The organism is Tahibacter harae (genome assembly GCF_024437735.1).
Lineage (GTDB): Bacteria > Pseudomonadota > Gammaproteobacteria > Xanthomonadales > Rhodanobacteraceae > Tahibacter > Tahibacter harae.
On sequence record NZ_JANFQO010000004.1, the window covers coordinates 248,756 to 273,721 of the forward strand.

Here is a 24,966-nt window from a genome sequence, read left to right on the forward strand (position 1 = left end):
CGAACTGGATCGCGACGGCGTGTTCAAGACTTCGACCTGCCCGGTGCTGGCCGGCCAGGGCGGCTACGAGATGTGGCCGCACCGGATCGGCCAGCTGACGCTGACGGATTTCCGCCTGATCGCCGGCGACAGCCAGGAAATGCTCTGCGACTGAAACGCTGCGGCCAGAACGCCGGCAGGGGCGCACAAGGCTTCCTGCCGGTGTCCGCCTAGTTGTGCATCTGCACTTCCTCCACCGCCTGCTCGTCTTTCCAGCGCGCCAGGTCGCTCAAGGTGACCACCTGCCCGCCGCAGACTACGACGACCACGTCGCGGCAGCCCAGCAGCGCGGGATGGCGCTGGTACAGCGGCGCGAGTGCGGTGCCGCAGGCGGGTTCGATCATCTGGCCGTGCTCTTCGGCCAGGCGCACGCAGGCGGCGGTGGCGTCGGCATCGCTGACGGTGACTGGCACCACGTCGAAATCGCGGCAGGCCGCGATCAGCGCGGGCGCGATGCGCTTGACGCACAGGCTGGTGGCGAGGCTGCGCGGCGCGTTGAGTTCCACCACGCGGCCCTGGGCCAGGCTGAGGGCGAGCGAGGCCGAGCCCTCGGGCTCGACCGCGATGACGCGGGTGCCGTGCCAGCCGACCCGGCGCAGACCTTCGAGCACGCCCAGCAGCAGGCCGCCGCCGCCGACCGCGACCAGGATGGCGTCGGGCTGGCGCTCGCATTGCCGCTGCAGTTCCTGCACCAGCGAGGCATGGCCCTGCCACAGCAGCGGATCGTCGAACGGCGGGATAAACGCCGTGTCGGGCGCCTGGGCCAGGCGCAGCGCAACCGCATTGGCCTCGTCCCAGACGGCGCCTTCGCAGCGCAGCTCCGCACCCAGGCCGCGGATGCGCGCGCGCATGTAGGCCGGCGTGGTTTCGGGAATGACGACGGTGACGGGGATGCCCAGGGCGCGGCCGGCCCAGGCGACGGCATAGCCGGCGTTGCCGGCAGAGGAACACACAAAGCGGCGTATGCCGCGGGCCGCGTGGTGCTGGCAGAGAAGACCAATACCGCGCAGCTTGAAGGAACGGGCCGGCTGCAGGTTGTCCAGCTTGAGGCCTACGTGCTGGTCGCCTATGCGCGTGCACAGCAGCGGCGTGACGATATGCAGCGGCGCGCCCGGGCCGTCGCCGGCCGGCGCGGTGAACGGAGCAGGCGGATCAGCGCGTAAGGTGTTTGCCGAGGCGGAGTACAGGGTCATGGCGGCGTTCGCAATTGAGAAGGGAAGTGCGCACTGCGGACGACACCTGGCTAATTCGAATGCTCTGGATATGCATGGCCTTGACTCCGGTCGGGTGGATGCGCACGTGGATCGCGCGCATCGCTGTACTTGGGATACTAGGGTGCTTCGGCGGACAAGCCTTGCACCAATACCGTTTTTCGCTGTTGGTTTCGGTCGAAATCAGCGACGAGGTTCAACCTGCTTCATCGCTTCGGGTGACGCAGCGATAGCCCTCTCCCCCGCGCTTGCGCGAGAAGAGGGTTGGGTGAGGGGGCAGCGCCGACGACTGGCCTCAGCTGTTGGCTGTGCGACTTCAGTGTCCTGCGAAACCGGATTCCTTCGCCAGGTTCATCGTCGCCCCCTCACCCAACCCTCTCCCCCAGGCGCGTTCCGCGCCTGGGGGAGAGGGCTTTCCACGCAATCACGCAACGGTGTGGCGGCATGAGCGATGGAGGGATACCCGGCAACGTGTCCGCCAACAAGGAGCCGACGACAACGCTACCCATGTATCCGCCCGCCTTGCAGCACGAACCCCGGCGGAAGAAAGCACTGCACACCGCCAGCCCGTCCGCCGGGCAGCAGGCCTCTCTCAGGCGCCTGCCACCTTCGGCTCCACCACCGTCACCTCCCGCACATCGACCAGCCGCAGCAGCTGGCGGCACAGGATTTCCGGATCGCGCTCCCCTTCCAGGGTGACGTTCACCGCATAGGCCTGCGCCGTGCTGGCCGCGTTCACGCTCAACACATTCCAGCCACGCCGTTCTATGGTGCCCAGCACTCTGAGCAACGCACCTTCGGCCCGATCCAGCGCGAGCTCCAGGCAGCAACTCATGCGGCGCACCCCATCATTTCTCCATTGGATTTGCCCGGCGGCACCAGCGGCCAGACGTTTTCGCGCGCGTCGATCCTGACGTGGCAGAACAGCGGGCCGGGCTCGCGCAACAGGCGCTGGATGGCGCCCTCGACCTGGTCGCGCCGATCGATGGCGAAGGCGGGGATGCCGAAGGCCCGCGCCAGTTCGGCGAAATCGGGATTGTCGGAAAGATCCACTTCGCTGTAGCGCCGCTCGAAGAACAGCTCCTGCCACTGTCGCACCATGCCCAGGCTGGAATTGTCCAGCAGCAGGATCTTCACCGGGATGTTGTAGCGCTTGAGCGTGGCCAGCTCCTGAATGTTCATCATGATGGAGCCGTCGCCGGAGACGCAGACCACGCTCGCGCCCGGCCGCGCCAGCTGCGCGCCTATGGCCGCGGGCAGGCCGAAGCCCATCGTGCCCAGGCCGCCGGAGGACAGGTGCGCCGCGGTATACGGCACGCGCCAGTGCTGCGCCACCCACATCTGGTGCTGGCCGACGTCGCTGGCAACGATCAGGCGGTTGCCGCCGGCTTCGGACAGCTGGCGCAGCAGGGCCGGCGCGTAGATGCCTTCGCCGGGCGCGTCGTAGCGCCAGGCATGCTGCTGCTTGAGCACGCGGCAGCGGCGCTGCCACGGGCGGATGGCGACCGGGTGCACCAGCCGCGGCAGCAGTTCGCGCAGGTCGCCGACCAGGCCCACGTCGCAGGCGCGCAGCTTGCCCAGCTCGGCCGCATCGGCGTCGAGATGGATCACGCGCGCTTCCGGCGCGAAGCTGGCCAGGCGGCCGGTGGCGCGATCGTCGAAGCGCGCGCCGATGACCACCAGCAGGTCGCATTCCTGCACGGCGAAATTCGCCGCCGGATTGCCATGCATGCCGAGCATGCCCAGGTAGTGCGTCTCGTCCGGATCGCAGGCGCCCAGCCCTTTCAGCGTGGACACGGCGGGGATGCCGGTCATGCGCGCGAACTCGCGCAGCTCGCGTTCCGCGCCGGCGATGCCGACGCCGCCGCCGACGTACAGCAGCGGCTTCTTCGCCCGCGCCAGCAGCGCGTGCGCCTCGGCCACGCGCGCCTCGGACGGCGTGCTCAGGCGGATGGCGACGTCGCGCACCGCGCGCGCCACGGCGCGCGCATTGGCCACGTCTTTCGGCAGGTCGATCAGCACTGGCCCCGGACGCCCGCTGGTGGCGATAGCAATGGCCTCGCACACCACGGCATGCACGTCTTCCGCGCGGCGCACGATGTAGCTGTGCTTGACCACGGGCAGGCTCATGCCGAACACGTCGACTTCCTGGAACGCATCCGTGCCCATCAGGCTGGTCGGCACCTGGCCGGTGATGGCCAGCAGCGGTACCGAATCGAGATAGGCATTGGCCAGTCCCGTCAGCAGATTGGTCGCACCCGGACCGGACGTGGCCATGCACACGCCGACGCGGCCGCTGGCGCGGGCGTAGCCGTCGGCGGCCAGCGCCGCGCCCTGCTCATGCCGCACCAGGATGTGCTTGAGCGGCGAATCCACCAGCGCGTCGTAGACCGGCATGATGGCGCCGCCGGGATAGCCGAAGATGGTGTCCACGCCGCAGGCATGCAGCGCGTCCAGCAGATGCTGGGCGCCGGTGCGCACCTGGCCGGCCGTGGCCGGCGCCGCGGCGGCCGGGCCGGCCGCCGTGGTATTGCGATGATCCCGCCCCCCGTCCATGGTCAGGCACTCCGTTTCAACGGCGCGTCGGCCGCAGGGGCCGGCACCGCGGTCAAGGTGGGCTGGGCCGGATTCAGCCACGGCATGCGCGCGCGCAGGCCGGCGCCGACCTGTTCGATCGGGTGGTTCAGGTCCTTCTGCTTGAGCGCGCGGTAGTTGCCGTTGCCGGCCTTGTATTCGGCCACCCATTCCTGGGCGAAACGGCCGTCGCGGATCTCGTCGAGGATCTGCTTCATGCGTGCCTTCGTAGCGCCGTCGACCACGCGCGGACCGCGCGTGAGATCGCCGTACTGGGCGGTTTCGGAGACGAACTGGTGCATCTTGGCCAGGCCGCCTTCGTGCAGCAGATCGACGATGAGCTTGAGTTCGTGCAGCACTTCGTAATACGCGATCTCGGGCTGGTAGCCCGCTTCGGTCAGGGTCTCGAAGCCGGCCAGCACCAGCTCGGTGGCGCCGCCGCAGAGCACGGCCTGTTCGCCGAACAGGTCGGTCTCGGTTTCCTCGGCGAACGTGGTCTCGATCAGCAGCGCGCGGGCGCCGCCGATGCCGGCGGCATAGGCCAGCACCTTGTCGCGCGCCTTGCCGCTGGCATCCTGGTGGATGGCGTAGATGCAGGGCACGCCGTGGCCTTTCTCATACTCGCGGCGCACCAGCGCGCCCGGGCCCTTGGGGGCGACCAGGATCACGTCGATGTCGGCGCGCGGCGCGATCTGGCCGAAGTGCACGTTGAAGCCGTGGGCGAACAGCAGCGCGGCGTTGGGCTTGAGGTTGGGCGCGATGGCATCGGTATAGAGCGCGGCCTGCACCATGTCCGGGGTGAGCACGGCGACCAGGTCGGCGTTCTTCACCGCATCGGCCGGCTCGGCCACCTTGAGGCCGTCGGCCGCGGCCTTCTCCCAGGACGGACCGTTGCGGCGCACGCCGACGGTGACGTCCAGGCCGGAATCCCGCAGGTTGAGCGCGTGGGCGCGGCCCTGGCTGCCATAGCCGAGTACGGCGATACGGGCGGATTGCAGGGCGGCGGTGGTGGGTACGTTCGTGCTCATGCAGGCTCTCCGGAAAGTTGTGGAACGGTGTATTCAGCGAAAAGACAAAGTGTTTCCAGCTCCATCTCCCCCGGCTGCGCCGGGGAAGAGGGGTGGGATGAGGGTGCGGCGCTGAGCAGTGCTGCGGTGGGTTGCGTTTCGCGGCACCGCGACGATTTGCGATCGTGGTGCGAAAGGAATTCGCCGAAGCGATGAGCGGATCCAGTATTTGACGTCGCCCCCTCACCCAATCCCCTCTCCCAAGCGAGCTTGGGGGAGAAGGCTGAAGCGAGGCTGCGCTTCGCACGAGGAGCGATGCACGCGGTAACGCCGGAACTAGCCATGCGTTACCGCCCCTTCCGCCGCCGATCCGACCAGGCGCGCGTACTTGGCCAGCACGCCGCTGGTGACCTTGGGTGCGGGCGGCTGCCAGCCGGCGCGGCGGTCTTCCAGCGGCGCGTCGGTGGACAGGGTGCGCGATTCCACGTCGATGACGACATGGTCGCCTTCGCGCAGCAGGGCGATGGGGCCGCCGCGCGCGGCTTCCGGCGCGATGTGGCCGACCATGAAACCGTGCGTGGCGCCGCTGAAGCGGCCGTCAGTGATCAGCGCGACATCGTTGCCCAGGCCGCGGCCGACCAGGGCGGCGGTGACGGCGAGCATTTCGCGCATACCGGGGCCGCCGGCCGGGCCTTCGTTGCGGATCACGACCACGTCGCCGGCCTTGATCGCGCCGGCCTGCACCGCGGCGAAGGCCTGTTCCTCGCCGTCGAACACCCGCGCCGGGCCTTCGTGGCGCACGCGGCCATGGCCGGCCAGCTTGAGCACGCAGCCCTGCGGGGCGACATTGCCGTAGAGGATGGAATAGCCGCCGCGCGGCTTCAGCGGCGCATCGGCCGGGCGCACCACGTCCTGGCCTTGCATGCGCGGCGCGGCCGCATCGAGTTCCTCGAACAGCGTGCGGCCGGTGACGGTGGCCGCATCCTCGATCAGGCCGCCGTCGCGCATGGCCGCGGCGACCAGCGCCGCACCGCCGACGTCGGTCAGTTCCACCGCGGTGTAGCGGCCGCCGGGCTTGAGATCGGCCAGCACCGGCGTGGAGCGCGAAGCCTGTTCGAAATCTTCCAGCGTCAGCGCAACGCCGGCTTCACGCGCAATCGCCAGCAGATGCAGCACGGCATTGGTCGAACCCGCCGTCGCCGCGACCAGGCGCGCCGCGTTGCGGAAGGCGACCGGCGTCAGCAGCTCGCGCGGCAGGCGCTTGGCGTTGAAGCAATCCAGTGCCAGCTCGCCGCAGCGGAACGCGGCATCGCGCTTGGCCGCGTCGGTGGCAATGATGTCGTTCAGGCCCAGCGGCGACAGGCCCAGCGCAGTCAGCACCATCGCCATGGTGTTGGCAGTGAACTGACCGCCGCAGGCGCCGGCGCCGGGGCAGGCTTTCTTTTCCACCTGGCACAGGCGTTCCGACGACAGCTTGCCGGCGCCGTGCGCGCCAACCGCTTCAAATACATCCTGGATGGTGATGGCGCGCTCGTCCAGGCGGCCGTGGGCGATGCTGCCGCCGTACAGCGCAACGCCGGGAATGTTCAGCCGCGCCAGCGCCATCGCCGCAGCGGGAATGGTCTTGTCGCAGCCGCACAGCACCACCATCGCATCCAGGCAGTGGCCGTCCACCGCCAGCTCGATCGAATCGGCGATGACCTCACGGCTGACCAGCGAGGCGCGCATGCCCGACGTGCCCATGGCGATGCCGTCGGTGACCGCGATGGTGTTGAACTCGATGGGCGTGCCGCCGGCGGCGCGCACGCCTTCGCAGGCGGCGGCGGCGAGATCGCGCAGATTCAGATTGCACGGACTGACGTTGGACCAGGTATGCACCACCGCGACCAGCGGCTTGGCGATGGCCGCGTCGTCGAGTCCGGTGGCGCGCAGCATGGCGCGCGCCGGGGCGCGGTCGGGGCCGTGTTTGATCGCGTTACTGCGCATGAGCAGGAGATTCCGTGGCGTTCGGCGCCCGCGGCGCAGGACTGCGCGCGGGCTTGGCTGGGGAGGAAGGTTTGGCCTGGGCATCGCGCCAGGCGGCGGCGTGGTCGCCGCAGCGTTCGGACGAAAAGGAGATATTGCGATAAGTTGACCTCAAGCCCGCGCCCAGGTCTTGCGCGCGGCCGGCGTTTTTACGCGCAAATGCGACGAAAGCGCTCATGCGGCCTCCTGCGCCGTGGGGCGTTCGCTCAGCGCGGCGATCACCGCCGCCGTGCTTTCGCGCGTGCCGGCGCTGCCGCCCAGGTCGCGCGTGAGCACGCCGGCCTCGACCACGCGGTCCACCGCCTGTTCGATGGCCGCGGCTTCCTCGGCCAGATCCAGCGAATGCCGCAGCAGCATCGCCGCGGACAGGATCGCGCCCAGCGGATTGGCCACGCCGCGGCCGGCGATATCCGGCGCCGAACCGTGGATGGGCTCGTACAGGCCGCGCGTGCCTTCGCCCAGCGAGGCCGACGGCAGCAGGCCCAGCGAACCGGCCAGCGCCGCGGCTTCGTCGGTGAGGATGTCGCCGAACAGGTTCTCGGTGACGATGACGTCGTAGGCCGCCGGCCGCGTCAGCAGCAGCATGGCCATGGAATCGACCAGCTGGTGTTCCAGCGCAACATCCGGGAATTCGTGCGCCACGCGCTGGGTGGTTTCGCGCCACAGGCGCGAGGTTTCCAGCACATTGGCCTTGTCCACCGAGGTGACGCGGCGGCCGCGCGTGCGCGCCAGCTGGAAGGCACGGCGCAGCACACGTTCGATTTCCGCGGTGGTGTAGCGGGTTTCGTCGGTGGCAGTGTCGGCCGTGCGCGTCTTGGCGCCGAAGTACGCGCCGCCGGTGAGTTCGCGCACGAACAGCAGGTCCACGCCGGCCAGGCGCTCGCTCTTGAGCGGCGACAGCGGCGCCAGACGCGGATGCACGCGCACCGGCCGCAGGTTGGCGAATACGCCCAGTTCCGCGCGCAGGCGCAGCAGGCCCTGTTCCGGGCGCAGCTTGGCCTTGGGATCGGACCACTGCGGACCGCCGACCGCGCCCAGCAGCACCGCATCGGCCTGCTTGCACACGATCAGGGTTTCCGCCGGCAGCGGATCGCCGTGGGCGTCGATGGCGCAGCCGCCGATGGCGTGCTCGCTGAACTCGAATTCGTGGCCATGGTGCGCGGCGATATGGCGCAGCACGCTGACCGCGGCCGCGGTGACTTCCGGACCGATGCCGTCGCCCGGCAGAACGGCGATGCGCGCCTTCATGCGGCCACCCCGCGCAGGCGTTCGTACTGTTCGATGCTGTCGTTGTGCGCCAGCAGGAAGCCGAGCTGGTCCACGCCGGCCAGCAGGCAGTGCTTGGCGAAGGCATCCAGCTGGAAGCCGAAGCGGCCGCCGTCGGGCAGTTCTATGGTCTGCGCGGCCACGTCTATGGCCAGCTCCAGGCCCGGATGCGCCAGCAGGTAGCGGTGCTCGGATTCGCTGATGACCAGCGCGAGCAGGCCGTTCTTGAGCGAGTTATTGCGGAAGATGTCGGCGATCTCGCTGCTCAGCACCGCGCGCAGACCATAGTCCAGCAGCGCCCAGGGCGCGTGTTCGCGCGAGGAACCGCAGCCGAAGTTGCGGCCGGCGACCAGGATCTCGCAGCCGCGCGCCTCGTCGCGGTTGAGTTCGAACGACGGGTTTTCGCGCCCGTCGGCCAGGTAGCGCCAGTCGTTGAACGCAAAGCGGCCCAGGCCGGCGCGCTCGGTGGTGGTGAGGAAGCGCGCCGGGATGATACGGTCGGTGTCGATGTTCTCGTGCGCGAGCACCGCGGTGCGCGAGCGGATATGGCTGACGGGTTTCATGCGGCCTGTTCCTGCAGCAGGGATTGCGGATCGGTGATGCAGCCGGCGACGGCGCTGGCCGCGGCGACGGCGGGGCTGGCCAGCACGGTGCGCGCGCCCGGCCCCTGGCGGCCTTCGAAATTGCGGTTGGAGGTGCTGACCACGAGCTGGCCGGGCTGGGCCAGATCGCCGTTCATGGCGATGCACATGGAGCAGCCCGGTTCGCGCCATTCGGCGCCGGCGGCGCGGAAGACCTGGTCGAGTCCTTCCTGCTCGGCTTCGCGCTTGATAGCGAGCGAGCCGGGCACGACCAGCATGCGCACGCGCTCGGCCAGCTTGCGGCCGCGCAGCACGTCGGCCGCGTCGCGCAGATCGCTCAGGCGCGAGTTGGTGCAGCTGCCGACGAAGACCACGTCCACCGCCATGCCGGTCAGCGGCTTGCCCGCTTCCACGCGCATGTAATCCAGCGCGCGGCGGTCCTGCAGCGAGGTCGCCGCCGGTACTGCGGCATCCAGCGCGACCACCATGCCCGGATGCGTGCCGTAGGTGACAGTGGGCCGCACCTGGCTGGCGTCGATATGCACTTCGCGGTCGTAGCTCGCGCCGGCATCGCTGCGCAGCGCGTTCCATTCGGCCACGGCCTTGTCCCAGTCCTCGCCCTGGGGCGCATAGGGACGGCCGCGCAGATAGTCGTAGGTGACCTGGTCCGGCGCGATCAGGCCGGCGCGCGCGCCGGCCTCGATCGACATGTTGCACACGGTCATGCGCTGTTCCATGGTCAGCGCACTGATCGCCGCACCGCGGTATTCGATGACGTGGCCAGTGCCGCCGTTGACGCCGATCTTGCCGATGATGTGCAGCACCAGGTCCTTGGCGCTGGTGCCGCGCGGCAGGCTGCCGTCGACATGGATGGCCAGCGTCTTCGGCTTGCTCTGCAGCAGGCACTGCGTGGCCAGCACATGGCCGACTTCAGTGGTGCCTATGCCGAAGGCCAGCGCGCCGAAAGCGCCGTGGGTCGAGGTATGGCTGTCGCCGCAGACGATGGTCATGCCGGGCCGGGTCGCGCCCAGCTCCGGGCCTATCACATGGACGATGCCGCGGTGGTCGCTGCTCCAGCCGTTCAGGCGTATGCCGAACTGGGCGCAGTTCTTTTCCAGCTCAGCCACCTGGGCGGCGGCTTCCTCGCTGGCATAGACCGGCTGGCCCAGGTCGTCGAACGGCGTGGTCGGAGTGGAATGATCCAGCGTCGCCAGGGTGCGTTCCGGGCAGCGCACGGTGAGATTGCGCGCGCGCAGCTCGGCGAAGGCCTGGGGCGAGGTCACTTCGTGGATCAGGTGCAGGTCGATGTAGAGGATGCCCGGCGTGGCCGGCGTCGGCGCCTTGACCAGATGCGCGTCCCACAGCTTGTCGAACAGGGTACGGGGAGCGCTCATCACGCGGCCTCCTGGGCATAGGCCTTGGCTTGGACCGGCGTCAGCCAGCCCCAGTGGTCTTCGGTGCTGCCGTCGAACAGGCCGAAGAACGCGCGCTGCAATGCCTTGGTGATGGGACCGGGCCTGCCTTCGCCGACCGGCTTGCGGTCGACCGAGCGCACCGGCGTGATTTCCGCCGCGGTGCCGGTCATGAACACTTCGTCGGCGAAGTACAGCATTTCGCGCGGCAGCGGCTGTTCGTGCACCGCATAGCCCAGTTCCTGGGCCAGGGTTATGACCGTGTCGCGGGTGATGCCGCAGAGGATGCTGGCACCGGCGGGCGGCGTGTAGATCTTGCCGTTGCGCACGATGAACAGGTTCTCGCCGGCGCCTTCGCTGAGCAGGCCGCCGGGCGCAAGGGCTATGCCTTCGACGAAGCCGCCGTTCACGGCCTCGCGCGCGATCAGCTGGCTGTTGAGGTAATTGCCGCCGGCCTTGGCGCCGCTGGGATAGGTGTTGGGCGCGGCGCGGTTCCACGAGCTGACGCAGACATCGACGCCGTTCTCCAGCGCCGCCGCACCGTGCATGCTGCCCCATTCGATCGCGATCACGGCGACGTCGACCGGGGTATCCAGCGGCGGCGCCAGGCTGAAGGTGAAACCCGACCGATACACGATGGGGCGCAGATAGGCGCTGCCCAGCTTGTTCGCCAGCACGACTTCGGCGCAGCCCTGGTCGATTTCCTTCGCGCTGTAGGGGAAATTGAGGTCATACACGCGGGCCGAGTGGAACAGGCGCTCGGTGTGGTCGCGCAGGCGGAAGAACATCGGTCCCTGCGGCGTGGCGTAGACGCGCTCGCCTTCAAACACCGAGGAACCATAGTGCAGCGCATGCGCGCCTACGCTGACGCTGGCCTCGGCCCAGGCTTTGATGCGTCCGTTGTGCCAGATGTATGCGGGCGTTTTCATGCGGTTTCCTCAGGCGTGGTTCGCAGCCGCGGGCGCGGCGGCGTCGGTTTTGCTGCGTTCTATACGGTTTGCTATTTCCAGCGCGGCCAGGGCGGCGGCTTCGACGATGTCGGTGGAGACGCCGCGGCCGCGCAGTTCGCGTCCGGCGTGGCGCACGCCCAGGGTGGCCTGGCCCTGGGCGTCGCCGCCTTCGGACAGGGCGCGGATATTGAAATCGACCAGTTCGAAGTCCTGCCCCACGGCGCGGCCGATCGCGCGCAGCGTGGCATCGACCGGGCCGTCGCCGATGGCTGCCTCGCTGGCCAGGCCGCCGTCCTCGTGCTGCAGCCGCACCGAGGCCGAGGCGCTGCCACCCAGGTGCGAAGCGGCGTGCAGGTGGACGATGCGCCAGGGACCCAGCGCCTCGGCGTCGCGGCCCAGGGCCAGCGCTTCCAGGTCGCTGTCGAACACTTCGCGCTTCTTGTCGGCCAGGGTCTTGAAGCGGGTGAAGATCTGGTCCAGCGCGGCCTCGTCCGGCGTATGCCCCAGCGCGGCCAGGCGCTCGCGCAGGGCGTGGCGGCCGCTGTGCTTGCCCAGCACCAGCTGCGAACGGGCGAAGCCCACGTCTTCCGGCCGCATGATTTCGTAGGTGCCGCGGTGCTTGAGCATGCCGTGCTGGTGGATGCCCGACTCATGCGCGAAGGCGTTCTCGCCTACCACCGCCTTGTTGCGCGCGATCGCATGGCCGGTGATCTGCGCCAGCAGGCGCGCGGCTGGATACAGCTTGGGCGTGCGCAGGCCGGTATCCACGCCGAACAGCTCGGCGCGGGTCTTCAGCGCCATGGCGACTTCTTCCAGCGCGGCATTGCCGGCGCGCTCGCCTATGCCGGTCAGGGTGCATTCGACCTGGCGCGCGCCCGCGGAAACCGCGGCCAGGCTGTTGGCCACGGCCATGCCCAGGTCGTCGTGGCAGTGCACCGACAGCACCGCGCGCTCGATGCCGAGCACGTTGCCGCGCAGGTAGCTGATGCGCTCGTGCATTTCCGCCGGCGTGGTATAGCCCACCGTATCCGGCACATTCAGCGTGGCCGCGCCGGCCTCGATCACGGCGGCGAAGACTTCGGCCAGGTAGTCGGGCTCGGTGCGCATCGCGTCTTCCGCGGAAAATTCCACATCGGCGCAGAGTTCGCGTGCGCGGCGCACCGCGGCCACGGCGGCGTCTATCACCTGTTCGCGGCTCATGCCCAGCTTGTGCTCCCGGTGCAGCGGGCTGGTGGCGATGAAGACGTGGATGCGGCCGCGCGCCGCCGGCTCCAGCGCGCGCGCGGCGGTCTCGATGTCGCCGCGCTGGCAGCGCGCCAGGGCGCAGACCGAGGCGCCGCGCAGCTCCCGCGCGATAGCCTGGACCGAGGCGAAATCGCCGTCGGAAGCCTGCGGGAAGCCGGCTTCGATCACATCCACGCCCAGCTCGGCCAGGGCGTGGGCGATGCGCAGCTTCTGCGCCCGCGTCATGGAAAAACCGGGCGCCTGCTCGCCGTCGCGCAGGGTGGTGTCGAACACGCGCACGCGGTCGCGGCTGGATACGGGGAAGGCTGCTACAGGGGAGTTTGTCTGTGTCATGGTCTGCTCTTGGCAGGCCAGGGCAACAAAAAACCCCGCACTCGTTGCCGGGTGCGGGGTTTTTTAGTGTTCGTGTCGTGGTGTTATCGACGCGCGCCCTAACCCGCACCTCCGGTGGTAATGAGAAGTACGAGTACGAGTACGAGCGAAATTCGCGCAGCGATTACGCGCAGGCCGACTACGGCGAGCGAGGGCTCGGCGGATTCGATCTGGCGGTGGTTGGTGCGCTGCGTCATGGGATCCGACGCTATTCGCCGGGCTTGAGAGGTGTCAAATAGCTTCGCTTTTTTTGACTAAAACAGGCACTCAGACAACCGGATCGTACAAATACTGGCACTTATGCCCTTTTTGGCGGGCCGGAATCTGTCCGGACAATTATTTGCACGGATCGGTGCTGCCGGTCCGAACCAATCAGTGGCGAGGTGCCCTGACGGCTTCGGCCGCAACCCGTCGGCCAGCGCGCCGGCCCAGTCCGCAGGCCGCGTCGTACCGCATCGGGGCTTCGACGGCTTGGGCGGCCGGCCCCGGCCCGCGCCTTCGCCCGCTCAGCCTGCGCGGCGCACAGAAATTCTGCGCCCGATGCTGCCGGCCAGCACGCGACACGCGCCGCATGGCTGCGCGCACGGCAGCCAGCCTGGCCAATACAAAGGCATTGACCTAAGCGAAAGGCGCACCTATTGTTAGGCACATGCCTAAGCAATCCGAAGCCCTCAACCTGTTGTTCCAGGCCCTGGCCGACCCCACCCGCCGCGCAGTGGTGGAACGCCTGGGCCGTGGCGAAGCGAGCATGAGCGAGCTGGCCCAGCCGTTCGGGATGGCCCTGCCCTCATTCGCCCAGCACCTGAACGTGCTGGAACGCAGCGGCCTGGTGAAATCGCACAAGCACGGCCGCGTGCGCACCTACCAGCTCGCGCCGCGGCGGCTGAAACTGATGGAAAACTGGATGGCGGCACAGCACGCGCTGTGGCGCAAGCGCCTGGACCAGCTCGACGACTACCTGCATACCCTCAAGGAGCAGAAACCATGAACCGTGCACTGATCCACAAACCCGACCCGCGTTTCGATCTGGTACTGGAACGCGTGATCGACGTTCCGCGCAAGCTCGTCTGGCAGGCCTGGACCCAGCCCGAGCATCTGAAGAAATGGTTCACGCCCGCCCCGTGGCAGACCGTGGGCTGCGAGATCGACCTGCGCCCCGGCGGCGTGTTCCACACCGTGATGCGCTCGCCCGAAGGTCAGGATTTCCCCAATCCCGGCTGCTATCTCGAAGTGATCGAGAACGAGCGCCTGATCTGGACCAATCTGTTCGCGCCGGGCTTCCGTCCCGCTGTCGAACGCGAAGCCGGCAAGGAATGCGCCGCGCTGAACTTCACCGCGGTGATCACGCTGGAAGACCACGGCGCCGGCACGAAATACACCGCGCTGGTGATCCACGGTGACGAAAAATCCCGTGCCAGCCACGAGGAAATGGGCTTCCATGAAGGTTGGGGCATAGCGCTGGATCAGCTGGTAGCGCTGGCGAAGACGTTTTGACGCCGGAGGCGCCGCATGGGCGGAGCCGCCAATCGGGCAGCCCGAAGCCGGTGTGTGCCATCAGCGCGCTGCGCACGGCAATGCCGTCGCGCAGCTACCAACGAGTGCTGCGGGCACCAGCAGCCGCACGCGACGCCTCAAGCCGTGGGCGCGGACACAGGAAGGAACTGCACCACCTTGTGCTTGAGCAGGCATACCAGCTCTTCCTGCATGTAATCGTAATCATCCGGAATCCCCAGGCAGAGGATACGCTTGCCGCCCACTGCCGCGCGGAAACGCTGCTGCAGCTTGCGCCGGTGCGTCTGCTCCATTACGAAAATAATGTCCGCCCACTGCAACAACTCCGGCGAAGCCGGCGTCTCCGCATCGGCATTGGTGCCGCAGGACGCGGTCTCCACGCCGGGCCACTGTGCGAACACCTGTTCGGCCGTGGGGCTGCGCAGGCGGTTCTGGCTGCAGACGAACAGGAGTTTCAGCATGGCACTCACTGACACACTGGACAGATGGCCGCTGCCAGCGCTAATGAAATTCCGATTATTTCCTCAATCCACCTGCACCAGATTGATCAGATTGCCGCAGGTGTCCTCGAAGCTGACTGCCGTGATGTTGCCGGCCGTCTTGGGCTCGCCGCGGAAAACCACGCCGGCGGCCTTTAGCCGTTCGTACTCGGCCGCTATATCCCGGCTGATGAAGGCCGTGGCCGGTATGCCGGCTGCGTACAGGGCCTGCTGGTAGGTGCGCGCCGGCGGAAAGCTCATCGGTTCCAGCACCAGTTCCATACCGTCCACGCCTTCGGGCGAGCTGACGGTCAGCCAGTGGAATTCGCCCATGGGAATATCGGCCTGGACGCGAAAGCCCAGCACGCGGGTATAGAAGTCGCGGGCTTTTTCCTGATCTTCGACGAAAATGCTGGCGAGCTTGATCTGCATGGCGGTCTCGGTCGTGGGCAAGGGTATGTCCTACGATCGCATATCTCGCCTGGCCGCGGCGCACGCCCTGCATCATTTCAGAGCGGACAGTCCGGCCTGCGCACCTAACCGCTTCCGCCGGCAGCGGCAATCCCTCGCCGGCGCGGAACGGCTGCGGCCGACGCAGGCGGTCAACAGCTGCGCGAACCGCCGCGCACCGCGCGCCTCATTGCCGTGCGCCGCGCGGATTGTCCGGCTGCTCGGCCACGCTGCTGCGGAACGGATTGATATCCAGCCCGCCGCGGCGCGTATAGCGCGCATACACCGACAGCGCCTGCGGCGCGCAGCGGCGGCTCAGATCCATGTAGATGCGCTCCACGCACTGTTCGTGGAAATCGCTGTGGCGGCGGAACGAAACCAGGTAGCGCAGCAGGCCGCCGCGGTCCAGGCGTCCACCGCGGTAGCGGATACGCACGCTGGCCCAGTCGGGCTGGCCGGTGACCGGGCAATTGGACTTGAGCAGGTGCGAGACCAGGGTTTCTTCCACCAACGCGCTGCTGTCGGCGGTGAGGAATTCCGGCTGTGGTTCGTCGTAGCTGTCAATCGCGATGTCCAGTCCGTCGATCACTTCGCCATCCAGCTCGCGCAGCGTCTCCCGGGCGAAGCCGGCGGCGAGCTGCAGCGCCACGGCCACCTCCGCTCCGGCCGCCGCGGAAAGATCCTGGCGCAGCCGGCGCTCCACTTCCGTAACGCTGTCCAGCCGCGTCTGCGCAAAGGAATTCAGATACAGCTTGAACGACTTGGATTCGATGATGTTCGGCGAGGCCGCCGGCACACGGAACTCGGCCAGCGCCACCACCGGCTTGCCGCGCGGATCCAGCCACGACAGCTCGTAGGCGTTCCAGATATCCACGCCGTGGAACGGCAGCGGCGAAGGCACGCCGATTTCCTCGCGCTTGCCGCTGCGCGGAATCGGAAACAGCAATTCGGGCGAATAGCTGTCGCTGTAGGAGACGGTCTTGCCCAGGGGCGAATGTTCTACGGGATTCATGGCTGCTGTCTTTGCCTACGTATCTTGGGCGGCCACGTGATTACGCGCCGCGCGGTCGATGTTGTCGCGACACCGGAGTCTAGCGCGCCGCCACACGCCAGCGCCGCGTTCGGACCGCGCGTAACCAGGCCGCACGACCGCGCAGGGTAAGCCCGAGGCTTCCCCACGGCAGCGCGACTGGACATTCCACACCCGCGCGCCAACCCGGCCGTGCCGGACCTGTTGCATGATCGCCGCATTCCAGGCCCATCCCCGAGGATGACGATCATGCTCCGACTGCTCTCGCTGGCGCTGCTGCTGGCCTCGCTATGCGCCTGTGCCGCCACCGCGCCACGGCCGACGCCCAAGGTGCCGGATGCGGCCCGCCTCGATGCGGAAGTCGAACGCCTGCTGCGCGAAGCCCAGGTGCCCGGGCTCGCCCTGGCCGTGATCGCCGACGGCAGGATCGTGCATCTCAAGGCCTACGGCCAGCGCGACCGCGAGCAATCGCTGCCGCTGCAGACCGATACCGTCATGTACGGCGCCTCGCTGACCAAGGCCCTGTTCGCCTACCTGGTCCTGCAGCTGGTCGACGAGGGCAAGCTGGATCTGGACCGGTCCATCGCCGACTACCTGCCCAAGCCACTGCCCGACTACGAGAAATACGCCGAACTGGCCGGCGACGAACGCTGGCGCAAGCTCACCCCGCGCATGCTGCTCAGCCATACCGGCGGCTTTCCCAACTTCCGCTTCTTCACCGCCGACAACCGCTACGACAAGGACGGCAAGCTGACCTTCTGGTTCGAACCCGGCACGCGCTACGCCTACTCCGGGGAAGGCATCAACCTGCTGCAGTTCGTGATTGAGAACGGACTGGGCCTGGACCTGGCCCAGCTGCTGCAGCAGCGCGTCTACGACCGCTACGGCATGCACCGCAGCAGCATGACCTGGCGCGACGATTTCGCCGGCAACCTCGCCATCGGCTACGACGCCGCCGGCAAGCCCCTGGGCCACCGTCAGCGCCGCGGCGTGCGCGCGGCCGGTTCCATGGACACCACCATCGCCGACTACGCCGCCTTCCTCGCCGCCCTGATGCGCGGCGAAGGCCTCAGCCCCGCGGCGCGGCGCGAACTGCTGGCGGCGCAGGTGCGCATCCACTCCAAGCGCCAGTTCCCCACCGCCGCGCCGGAAACCACGACCGACAACGACGGCATACAGCTGTCCTACGCGCTGGGCTGGGGCCGCTACGAATCACCGCAGGGCACGGTGAACTTCAAGGAAGGCTCCGACGATGGCTGGAACAACTACGCCGCCTTCATCGACGCGCGCAAGTTCGGCTTCGTGGTCATGAGCAACAGCGACAACGCCCGCGGCATCTTCAAATACCTCAACGACCTCATCCTGGGCGAGACCTGCATGCCCTGGTACTGGGAAACCTATATTCCCTACGACCATCCGGAACTGAAGCAGCCGGAGGCGCTGGCGCAGTCGCATCCGCCGTGTGGGCCGGTGCGCTGAACTTCAGCCTGCCGCGCTGTCCTGCGCCACGGCGGGTAGCGCGGACACCGCCGTCGGCGAGCCGTGCGCATCCAGCGCAATCATGGTGAAGCGTCCGCGCGTGCACAGCCGCGCGTCGCCGCTGAGCGGGTCTTCGGCGATCAGGTCGACTTCCACCTGCATGGAGCTGCGTCCGGTCGCAACGATGCGGGCGATCAGTTCCACCAGCTGGCCCTGGCGCACCGGCTGGCGGAAATCCACCTGCTCCGAACGCGCGGTGACCACGGTGCGGCGCGCGTAGCGCGTAGCGACGACGAAGGCGGCCTTGTCCATCCAGGCCAGGGCCTGCCCGCCGAACAAGGTGCCCAGGTGGTTGGTGTGATCGGGAAACACAATCTCGATCAGGCGGGCCTCGGTCGCGCCGGTGCGGCCGGTTTCGCTTGCGTGCATGCGTTCGCGCCCCGCTTCAGAACGCGGCGTCGAAAGTAACTTCGCCTTCCACCGCCACCTGATACGCCGAGACGCGGCGCTCGAAGAAGTTGGTCAGCTCCTGCACATCCTGCAGGTCCATGAAGGCGAAGGGATTGCGCGCGTGGTAGCGCTTGGGCAGGCCGAGCTGGGCCAGGCGCTGATCGGCCACGTATTCCAGGTACTGGCGCATGTCCTTGAGCGACAGGCCGGCCACGCCGCCGGAGAGCACGTCCTCGGCGAACTGCTGTTCGCAGGCGATGGCCTCATCCAGCATGGTGGCGATATCGGCCTGCAATTCGGCGTCGAACAGGTCCGGCTCTTCCTCGCGCGCGACGCGGATCACTTCGAAGGCGAAGGCCATGTGGCCGGATTCATCGCGGAACACCCAGTTGGTGCCGGCGGCCAGGCCGTGCAGCAGGCCGCGCGAGCGCAGGTAGTAGACATAGGCGAAGGCGGCGAAGAAGAACAGGCCTTCGATGCAGGCGGCGAAGCAGATCAGGTTGAGCAGGAACTGGCGGCGCTGGGCGCGCGTTTCTATGCGTTCGAGGTTCTGGATGGAATCCATCCACTTGAAGCAGAACTCGGCCTTGTGCCGTATCGCCGGGATGTTCTCTACCGCGGCAAAGGCCTTGGCGCGGGCTTCCGGCTCGGGCAGGTAGGTGTCGAGCAGGGTCAGGTAGAACTGCACATGCAGCGCTTCCTCATACAGCTGGCGCGACAGGTACATGCGCGCTTCCGGCGCGTTGATGTGCTTGTACAGGTTCAGCACCAGATTGTTCGCGACGATGGAATCGCCGGTGGCGAAGAACGCGACCAGGCGCTCGATCAGATGCCGCTCGGCCGGGCCGAACTTGTGGCGCAGATCGTTCACGTCCAGCGAGAAATCCACTTCCTCGACGGTCCAGGTATTGCGGATCGCGTCGCGGTACATGTCGTAGAAGCCCGGATAGCGCATGGGGCGCAGAGTGAGGCTGAAGCCCGGGTCGAGCAGGCGCGCCGGCGCGGCCGCGGCGGCAGGGGAATCGGTGAAGGAAGGCTGCTCGAACTGGGAAGCGCTCATGGTCGGGTACTCGCTGGAGCTGGCTGCGCCGTTGGTGGTGAAACGATGACGGCGATGGCGTTGGGAACGGCGAAAGGAAATCGCGCAATGTTTTGTTGCTCCCTCCCCCCGAGCTTGCTCGGGGGAGAGGGTTGGGGTGAGGGGACGACGTCGGAACGTGCTTCGTCGCTGGGCTGTCGTTGTTGAATCGGGATGCGATGTGTACGGCGGAAATCGGGCGCTGGGTCCAGCCGAAGCGCTACCTCCTCACCCACCCCTCTCCGGCCCGCTGGGCGTTCAGGGGCGTCAGAACCTGCGGTTCTGAATGACGCCCCTTCCCCCCAAGCAAGCTTGGGGGGAAGGGCTTTTTCATGCTCAGAACGGAGTCGGGGAGTATGGACAGGTGTCGCGCCGACAACAAACTCTCACCGCGCCACCACCCGTTCCGCATTCACCGGCAACAAGAGACTTACTGACACGCCTCGCAGTACTCCGGATTCTCCAGCGAACAGAACACCGCCGCCTCGGCCTGCTCCTGCGTCACCACCGGTGCCGGCGCGGCGGCCGGAGCTGCCGCAGCGACGGTGGTCTTGGCGATCTTGGTCGCCGGACGCGAGCGCAGGTAGTAGGTCGTCTTCAGTCCGGCCTTCCACGCATACATGTACATGGACGAGAGCTGGCCGATGTTCGGGCTTTCCATGAACAGGTTGAGCGAGGCCGACTGGTCGATATAGGCACCGCGCGCGGCCATCATGTCGATCAGCGAGCGCATGGGGATTTCCCAGGCGGTGCGGTAGATCTGGCGCAGGCGCTCGGGGATCTCGGCGATGCCCTGCACCGAGCCTTCGGCCAGCTTGATGCGGTCGCGCATCTCCGCCGTCCATTGGCCCAGCTGCTTGAGTTCTTCCACCAGGTACTTGTTCACCTGCAGGAAATCGCCCGACAGCGTCTCGCGCTTGAACAGGTTGGACACCATGGGCTCGATGCACTCGTAGCAGCCGGCGATGGAGGCGATGGTGGCCGTCGGCGCAATCGCGATCAGCAGCGAATTGCGCAGGCCGCCCTTGCGGATGTTTTCGCGCAGGGCGTTCCAGCGCTCGCTGTCCGGCGGCGTGATGCCCCAGGCGTCGAATTGCAGCTCGCCCTGGGCCGCGCGCGTGTCGGCGAAGGCCGGGTGCGCGCCGCGTTCCAGCGCCAGTTCGTGCGAGGTGACCAGGGCGTGGTAGTAGATTTCCTCGGCGATGCGCGTGGACAGCTCGCGCGCGGCGTCGGAATCGAACGGCAGGCGCAGCTTGAAGAACACGTCCTGCAGGCCCATCACGCCCAGGCCGACCGGACGCCATTTCAGGTTGGAGCTGCGCGTGGATTCGATCGGATAGAAGTTCAGGTCGATCACGCGGTCGAGCTGGCGCACGGCCACGCGCACCGTATCGGCGAGCTTGGCGTAGTCGAAGCCGTCGGCGTTCATGTGCTGGCCGAGATTGATCGAACCCAGGTTGCACACCGCGGTCTCGTTGTGCGAGCTGACCTCGATGATTTCCGTGCACAGGTTGGACAGGTGCACGACATTGCCTTCCTTCGCCGTCTGGTTGCAGGCTCGGTTGGACTTGTCCTTGAAGGTCATCCAGCCGTTGCCGGTCTGCGCCAGCGTGCGCATCATGCGGGCATAGAGATCGCGCGCCTTGACCTGTTTGACGGCGAGGCCGGCGGCCTCTGCCTGCTCGTAGGCGGCTTCAAACGCCGGCCCCCAGCGATCGACCAGATGCGGCACGACCTTGGGATCGAACAGCGACCACTGCGCATCCGCCTCGACCCGGCGCATGAACAGGTCCGGGATCCAGTTGGACAGGTTGAGGTTGTGCGTGCGGCGCGCCTCGTCGCCGGTGTTGTCGCGCAGTTCGAGGAATTCCTCGACGTCGGCATGCCAGGGTTCGAGATACACGCAGGCCGCGCCCTTGCGCTTGCCGCCCTGGTTCACCGCCGACACCGACGCATCCAGCGTCTTCAGCCACGGCACGATGCCGTTGGAAAGCCCGTTGGTGGACTTGATCAGCGAGCCGCGCGCACGCACGCGGGTGTAGGCCAGGCCGATGCCGCCGGAGAACTTGGACAGCATGGCCACGTCGGCGTAGCGCTTGTAGATGGATTCCAGCGAATCATCCGGCGAATCCAGCAGGAAGCAGGAAGAAAGCTGCTCGTGCGTGGTACCGGAGTTGAACAGCGTGGGCGAGCTGGGCAGGTAGTCCAGGCTGCCCATCAGACGGTACAGCTCCAGCGCCTCGGACACGTCCTCGCACAGCGCGCAGGCGATGCGCAGGAAGAATTGCTGCGGCGTCTCGATGACCTTGCGCGTCTTGGGATGGCGCAGCAGATAGCGGTCGTAGACCGTGCGCAGGCCGAAGTAGTCGAAGCGGCGGTCCAGCTCCACATCCAGCGCGCTGTTGAGCTTGCGCGCATTGGCCTGCACAAATTCGAGCAGGCGCGCATTGATCAGGCCCAGCTCGTGGCCGCGCGCAACCGACTGCGAGAAAGCGTGGATCTCCTGGCCGGCGACTTCCTTGGCGATGTAGTCGGACAGCAGGCGCGCGGCGAGACGGCCGTATTCGGGCTCCTCGGCGGTGAGCATGGCGGCGGTGCGGATGGACAGCTCATCCAGTTCGCGCGTGGTCGCGCCGTCGTAAAGGCCGGAGATGGTGCGCGTAGCCACGCGCATGGGATCGGTGGAGTACAGGCCCTCGGCAGCGCGGGTGACCGCGCGCACGATCTTGTTCAGGTCGACCGGCTCGCGCTTGCCGTTGCGCTTGGTCACGGCCATGGTGCCGCTGGAATGCGGCGGGGTAAGTGCGAACTGCGGCGCGCGGGTATCGGCTTCGCGGGTGGCGCTGCGGGCGATGCCGGCAGCGGTCTCTTGTTGTGTGGTGCTCATGTTCTCTCTCCCTCCGGTGCGAATGGGGCACGGTCGCCGGCCCTGCCCAGGGGACGGCAAAACGAAGGGACGGCAACGCCGCGGTCAGGGCCGCGGTCGTGGCCACGCCCCCTCGGGCGTGCGGAGTTGCAAGGCGCAGGTCGGGCAGCGCGACGCGCCGGGCGCGCAGCTGCCACCGACCCGCCTCCCCGCGGAGACTCCAGGCCGTTACCGCGCGGTGTGCGACGCACGGCTGTCGGCAGGTATTCGGGCTTGCAGACGCGGACCGGCTCCCGGTCCCACCTAGTGGCCGTCGCTTCCCAGCCCACCTGGGGCCAGTGCCTCTGACGACGTTCGTTTCCGCTTACCGCTGCGGGGCAGCTCCGGAGTTCCACCGGATTCCCGTTTAATCCCGGCCGTGACCGGGAACCGACCAAACACAAGATATAGAGGTTGACAGCGCAGGGTCAACACAATCGGCTGGGAATCTGCGCGTAATTTGTGTTTCAGGAAGTGAAGAAAAGGCTTGCAATCGAGGCGGGGAGCGGGGCTGCGGCATGGCTGCCGGAGGCGGCCTGGTCGTTGCGACAGCGACTTCGGAATTCGGGATTTTCGGACGGCGGGGAATTTCGGGACACCCACGGGGAATTTCGGGACACCCACAGTTTCGCAGGGGGAATTTCGGGACACCCACAGTTTCGCGAATTTCGCGGCGCCGAATTCGGGACACCCACCGTTTTCAGGCAGCGAATTCGGGACACCCGGGGAATTTCGGGACACCCACGGGGAATTTCGGGACACCGGAATTTCGGGACACCCACAGTTTCGCGAATTTCGCGGGGTGAATTTCGGGACACCCACCGTTTCGCAGCGGGACGCCGGGGGAATTTCGGGACACCCACAGTTTCGCAGCGGGCGCCGAATTCGGGACACCCACCGTTTTCAGGCAGCGAATTCGGGACACCCACAGGCCCACGAACATCCCATTGCCCACCGCGCGATCCCGTGGGGCACTGAACGACGCCTCCGGGTCCTGGCTCAGAACGGCAGCCTGCCGCAACAGCGACCACCCACAGGCAATGCCCCCGCCATAGCGGACTCAGCAATTTGGGCAATTTCGGGACACCCACAGAATCCGGACTCAGCAATTTGGGCAATTTCGCGGGCAATTTCGGGACACCCACAGAATCCGGGACACCCACCCAGATTCCAGGACACCCACAATCCCGCGCGAGCATCCCATGTGCTCACCGCGCGATTCCGCAGCGCGCCGAACGACGACGTGCACGGAATTCGGCACACCCACAGCCTCGCGGGAATCCCACAGGCCCACCCTCGCAATTCCGCGAAGCACTAAACACCGCCGCGCTCCCGGCTCAGGACGACAGCCTCTGCCGCAGCAGCGACCGCCCGCAGGCCATGCCGCCGCGCCATAGCAGGCTCAGCAGTTTCGTCACGAAAAGAACCGCCAGCAGCACCGTCGCCAGCGCCTGGGACAAACGCAGCCAGTCCGTGGGCGGCCGGTAAAGGGGGCGCCAGGACCAGGCCGTATCGCCCAGGACGATGTCGTCCGCGGTGAAGATCACGCGGTCGCGGCCGGCCGAGCGCAAGGTGAAGCTGCCTGCGGCCGGCGCATAGTGGTAGGCGCTGCCCCAGGCGTCGCGCAACCGGAACGGGGCTGCCAGGGACTGGTGCTGACAGGCGGCCGGCCCGGCAGCAGTGTGGGTCAGGTCGCGCAGCCGGGCCGGCAACACGCCGCATTCGGCCTGGAAATGCTCGATCGCGGCAGCTACCGAGCGCAACTCGGCCTCGTAGCGGAAAACCGGGCTGTACGGCGCATGGCGCAGCAAACTCGCCTGCCCGAGCAGCAGCACGGCAATGGCGAGACCAAGCAGTAACGCGATTTCCCGCAGCACATCGCCATACCGCCGGACCAGCATGGCGGCTGTGGCAGCGGCAGAACCTCCGTTTTTCGAGCAACGCATAGAGTCCTGATGCGCCATAGCCACGTCACCGCTGCGATCACCGTTTGCGCCGGTGCAAGCCTTGCCCGGATCTACGGACGGCCTGCCAGTTCCTGCCACCCCGACCGTGACGCCACCGGCCACGTCATCCCCCAACGGGAACGCCATGAAACCGGGCCGGCTTCCAGCACCGGAACGGGACGACGGCAAACAGCACGCCGCCGTTGCAGGCCGAACTGCACGCAGACTGCCGGCTATCGGCATGCCCGCCGTTCACGGGCGCCGACCGATCCGCGGTACCAACTCCGCCACGGCGGAAATCACGGCCTGCGTGAAAGAAAACGCAGCGATCACCAGCAAAATCGGGATGAGCAGAAATCCCAGCACCGGCCGGAATGGCTGTAGCCATGCCAGCCACTCTTTGTGGGGATCGGGCCAGGGCCAGTGCCAGCTGCCGGGCTCGTCGCTGTCCGAGGCATAGTCGTCTGCCGTGCCGAATACCCTGTCCCGTCCTGTCGAACGCACCACGAAAACCGCGTCGCTGGCAGATTTCCAATAGTGGAGATAGCCGTATCCGTCACGCAGCCCGCTCTCCCCAACGTAGCGCCGGCCCTGGCAGACCGCGGGAACCGCAACCGGACCGATCAGCTCGTCGAGGCTGTACGGCAGGCGTCCGCAATCACTGCGGAAGTTTTCAACCGCCTGGGCTGTCATCAACACCGCTGCTTTCCGCCCCATCCACTGGGTATCGCAACGCAGGCCGAATTCGGCAAAGGGCAGCAGCACCGCCACCGCCAGCAACAGCTTCCAATGCAAGGCCATGCGCCTGTACTCCGTGCCGTGCCCGCCCCGCGGCAAGACGCACGGCGCCGCCGCGCACGCGGCGCGTGCGATGGCTTCATGGCTTTGCGGGAAACGCGGGAAGATGTCCGGCAGCAGCGTGCTGCCGTGCGGACGTGACGGCTATGGACAAGCA

General features: G+C 67.5%; 23 protein-coding genes and 1 riboswitch. Of the genes, 4 read left to right on the forward strand and 19 right to left on the reverse strand.

The genetic code is table 11. The features are described 5' to 3' along the window. Window positions 1-19 precede the first annotated feature (19 nt). Window positions 20-154 carry a hypothetical protein gene (locus NM961_RS06085; RefSeq protein ID WP_255912957.1) on the forward strand — a complete coding sequence of 45 codons (135 nt, stop codon included), beginning with the start codon at window positions 20-22 and terminating at the stop codon, window positions 152-154. Window positions 155-209: 55 nt separating this feature from the next. Here NM961_RS06085 and NM961_RS06090 read toward each other — a convergent pair whose 3' ends face one another. The 11 genes from NM961_RS06090 to NM961_RS06140 form a co-directional block, all read right to left on the reverse strand. Next, complete coding sequence (locus NM961_RS06090) at window positions 210-1,232, reverse strand: pyridoxal-phosphate dependent enzyme (protein WP_255912965.1); 1,023 nt, start codon at window positions 1,230-1,232, stop codon at window positions 210-212. A gap of 610 nt (window positions 1,233-1,842) precedes the next feature. Beyond that, on the reverse strand, window positions 1,843-2,085 hold the full coding sequence (locus tag NM961_RS06095) for an ACT domain-containing protein (RefSeq protein ID WP_255912967.1): 243 nt from the start codon (window positions 2,083-2,085) through the stop codon (window positions 1,843-1,845). Continuing rightward, window positions 2,082-3,806 (reverse strand): acetolactate synthase 2 catalytic subunit, encoded by a 1,725-nt coding sequence (ilvG, locus tag NM961_RS06100; RefSeq protein ID WP_255912978.1) that lies wholly within the window; start codon window positions 3,804-3,806, stop codon window positions 2,082-2,084. Before ilvG ends, NM961_RS06095 begins: the two co-directional genes overlap by 4 nt. A 2-nt stretch (window positions 3,807-3,808) precedes the next feature. Beyond that, complete coding sequence (gene ilvC / locus NM961_RS06105; RefSeq protein ID WP_255912988.1) at window positions 3,809-4,852, reverse strand: ketol-acid reductoisomerase; 1,044 nt, start codon at window positions 4,850-4,852, stop codon at window positions 3,809-3,811. 315 nt (window positions 4,853-5,167) lie between these two features. Further along, window positions 5,168-6,817 carry a dihydroxy-acid dehydratase gene (gene ilvD, locus NM961_RS06110; protein ID WP_255912998.1) on the reverse strand — a complete coding sequence of 550 codons (1,650 nt, stop codon included), beginning with the start codon at window positions 6,815-6,817 and terminating at the stop codon, window positions 5,168-5,170. Further along, window positions 6,807-7,034, reverse strand: coding sequence for a hypothetical protein (locus tag NM961_RS06115; RefSeq protein WP_255913000.1), 228 nt, complete (start codon window positions 7,032-7,034; stop codon window positions 6,807-6,809). The genes ilvD and NM961_RS06115 overlap by 11 nt, the downstream gene beginning before the upstream one ends. Beyond that, window positions 7,031-8,104 carry a 3-isopropylmalate dehydrogenase gene (gene leuB / locus NM961_RS06120; protein WP_255913002.1) on the reverse strand — a complete coding sequence of 358 codons (1,074 nt, stop codon included), beginning with the start codon at window positions 8,102-8,104 and terminating at the stop codon, window positions 7,031-7,033. Before leuB ends, NM961_RS06115 begins: the two co-directional genes overlap by 4 nt. Next, window positions 8,101-8,685, reverse strand: a complete 585-nt coding sequence (gene leuD, locus NM961_RS06125) for a 3-isopropylmalate dehydratase small subunit (RefSeq protein WP_255913012.1) — start codon at window positions 8,683-8,685, stop codon at window positions 8,101-8,103. The genes leuB and leuD overlap by 4 nt, the downstream gene beginning before the upstream one ends. After that, complete coding sequence (gene leuC / locus NM961_RS06130) at window positions 8,682-10,100, reverse strand: 3-isopropylmalate dehydratase large subunit (RefSeq protein ID WP_439334197.1); 1,419 nt, start codon at window positions 10,098-10,100, stop codon at window positions 8,682-8,684. Before leuC ends, leuD begins: the two co-directional genes overlap by 4 nt. Continuing rightward, window positions 10,097-11,044, reverse strand: a complete 948-nt coding sequence (locus NM961_RS06135) for a branched-chain amino acid transaminase (RefSeq protein WP_255913016.1) — start codon at window positions 11,042-11,044, stop codon at window positions 10,097-10,099. The genes leuC and NM961_RS06135 overlap by 4 nt, the downstream gene beginning before the upstream one ends. 9 nt (window positions 11,045-11,053) lie before the next feature. Then, a complete protein-coding gene (locus NM961_RS06140; protein WP_255913018.1) occupies window positions 11,054-12,643 on the reverse strand; it encodes a 2-isopropylmalate synthase in 1,590 nt (529 codons plus the stop codon). 688 nt (window positions 12,644-13,331) lie between these two features. On the opposite strand from NM961_RS06140, the gene NM961_RS06145 reads away from it, so the two are divergent. Further along, window positions 13,332-13,670, forward strand: coding sequence for an ArsR/SmtB family transcription factor (locus tag NM961_RS06145; RefSeq protein WP_255913027.1), 339 nt, complete (start codon window positions 13,332-13,334; stop codon window positions 13,668-13,670). Continuing rightward, window positions 13,667-14,176 (forward strand): SRPBCC family protein, encoded by a 510-nt coding sequence (locus NM961_RS06150; protein ID WP_255913029.1) that lies wholly within the window; start codon window positions 13,667-13,669, stop codon window positions 14,174-14,176. The genes NM961_RS06145 and NM961_RS06150 overlap by 4 nt, the downstream gene beginning before the upstream one ends. 137 nt (window positions 14,177-14,313) lie before the next feature. Here the strand turns inward: NM961_RS06150 and NM961_RS06155 are convergent, their stop codons facing one another. The 3 genes from NM961_RS06155 to queF all read right to left on the reverse strand — a co-directional run bounded on the left by NM961_RS06155 (window position 14,314) and on the right by queF (window position 16,135). Then, window positions 14,314-14,655, reverse strand: a complete 342-nt coding sequence (locus NM961_RS06155; protein ID WP_255913036.1) for a low molecular weight protein tyrosine phosphatase family protein — start codon at window positions 14,653-14,655, stop codon at window positions 14,314-14,316. 63 nt (window positions 14,656-14,718) lie between these two features. Beyond that, window positions 14,719-15,126 (reverse strand): VOC family protein, encoded by a 408-nt coding sequence (locus NM961_RS06160; RefSeq protein WP_255913038.1) that lies wholly within the window; start codon window positions 15,124-15,126, stop codon window positions 14,719-14,721. A gap of 184 nt (window positions 15,127-15,310) precedes the next feature. After that, window positions 15,311-16,135, reverse strand: coding sequence for an NADPH-dependent 7-cyano-7-deazaguanine reductase QueF (gene queF, locus NM961_RS06165; RefSeq protein WP_255913039.1), 825 nt, complete (start codon window positions 16,133-16,135; stop codon window positions 15,311-15,313). Window positions 16,136-16,402: 267 nt separating this feature from the next. Between queF and NM961_RS06170 the strand changes: the two genes are divergently transcribed. Then, window positions 16,403-17,632 carry a serine hydrolase domain-containing protein gene (locus NM961_RS06170; RefSeq protein ID WP_255913040.1) on the forward strand — a complete coding sequence of 410 codons (1,230 nt, stop codon included), beginning with the start codon at window positions 16,403-16,405 and terminating at the stop codon, window positions 17,630-17,632. Window positions 17,633-17,635: 3 nt separating this feature from the next. Here the strand turns inward: NM961_RS06170 and NM961_RS06175 are convergent, their stop codons facing one another. The 5 genes from NM961_RS06175 to NM961_RS06195 form a co-directional block, all read right to left on the reverse strand. Next, window positions 17,636-18,061 carry an acyl-CoA thioesterase gene (locus tag NM961_RS06175; RefSeq protein WP_255913041.1) on the reverse strand — a complete coding sequence of 142 codons (426 nt, stop codon included), beginning with the start codon at window positions 18,059-18,061 and terminating at the stop codon, window positions 17,636-17,638. A gap of 16 nt (window positions 18,062-18,077) precedes the next feature. Beyond that, entirely contained in the window at window positions 18,078-19,037 is a 960-nt protein-coding gene (locus NM961_RS06180; protein WP_255913093.1) for a ribonucleotide-diphosphate reductase subunit beta, read from the reverse strand. A 553-nt stretch (window positions 19,038-19,590) separates the two neighbouring features. Further along, entirely contained in the window at window positions 19,591-22,047 is a 2,457-nt protein-coding gene (locus NM961_RS06185; RefSeq protein ID WP_255913042.1) for a ribonucleoside-diphosphate reductase subunit alpha, read from the reverse strand. Window positions 22,048-22,267: 220 nt separating this feature from the next. Next, a riboswitch (cobalamin riboswitch) is annotated at window positions 22,268-22,476 on the reverse strand. A 926-nt stretch (window positions 22,477-23,402) separates the two neighbouring features. Continuing rightward, complete coding sequence (locus NM961_RS06190; RefSeq protein ID WP_255913043.1) at window positions 23,403-24,029, reverse strand: type II secretion system protein GspG; 627 nt, start codon at window positions 24,027-24,029, stop codon at window positions 23,403-23,405. A 234-nt stretch (window positions 24,030-24,263) separates the two neighbouring features. After that, window positions 24,264-24,812, reverse strand: a complete 549-nt coding sequence (locus tag NM961_RS06195; RefSeq protein WP_255913044.1) for a hypothetical protein — start codon at window positions 24,810-24,812, stop codon at window positions 24,264-24,266. Window positions 24,813-24,966 lie beyond the last annotated feature (154 nt).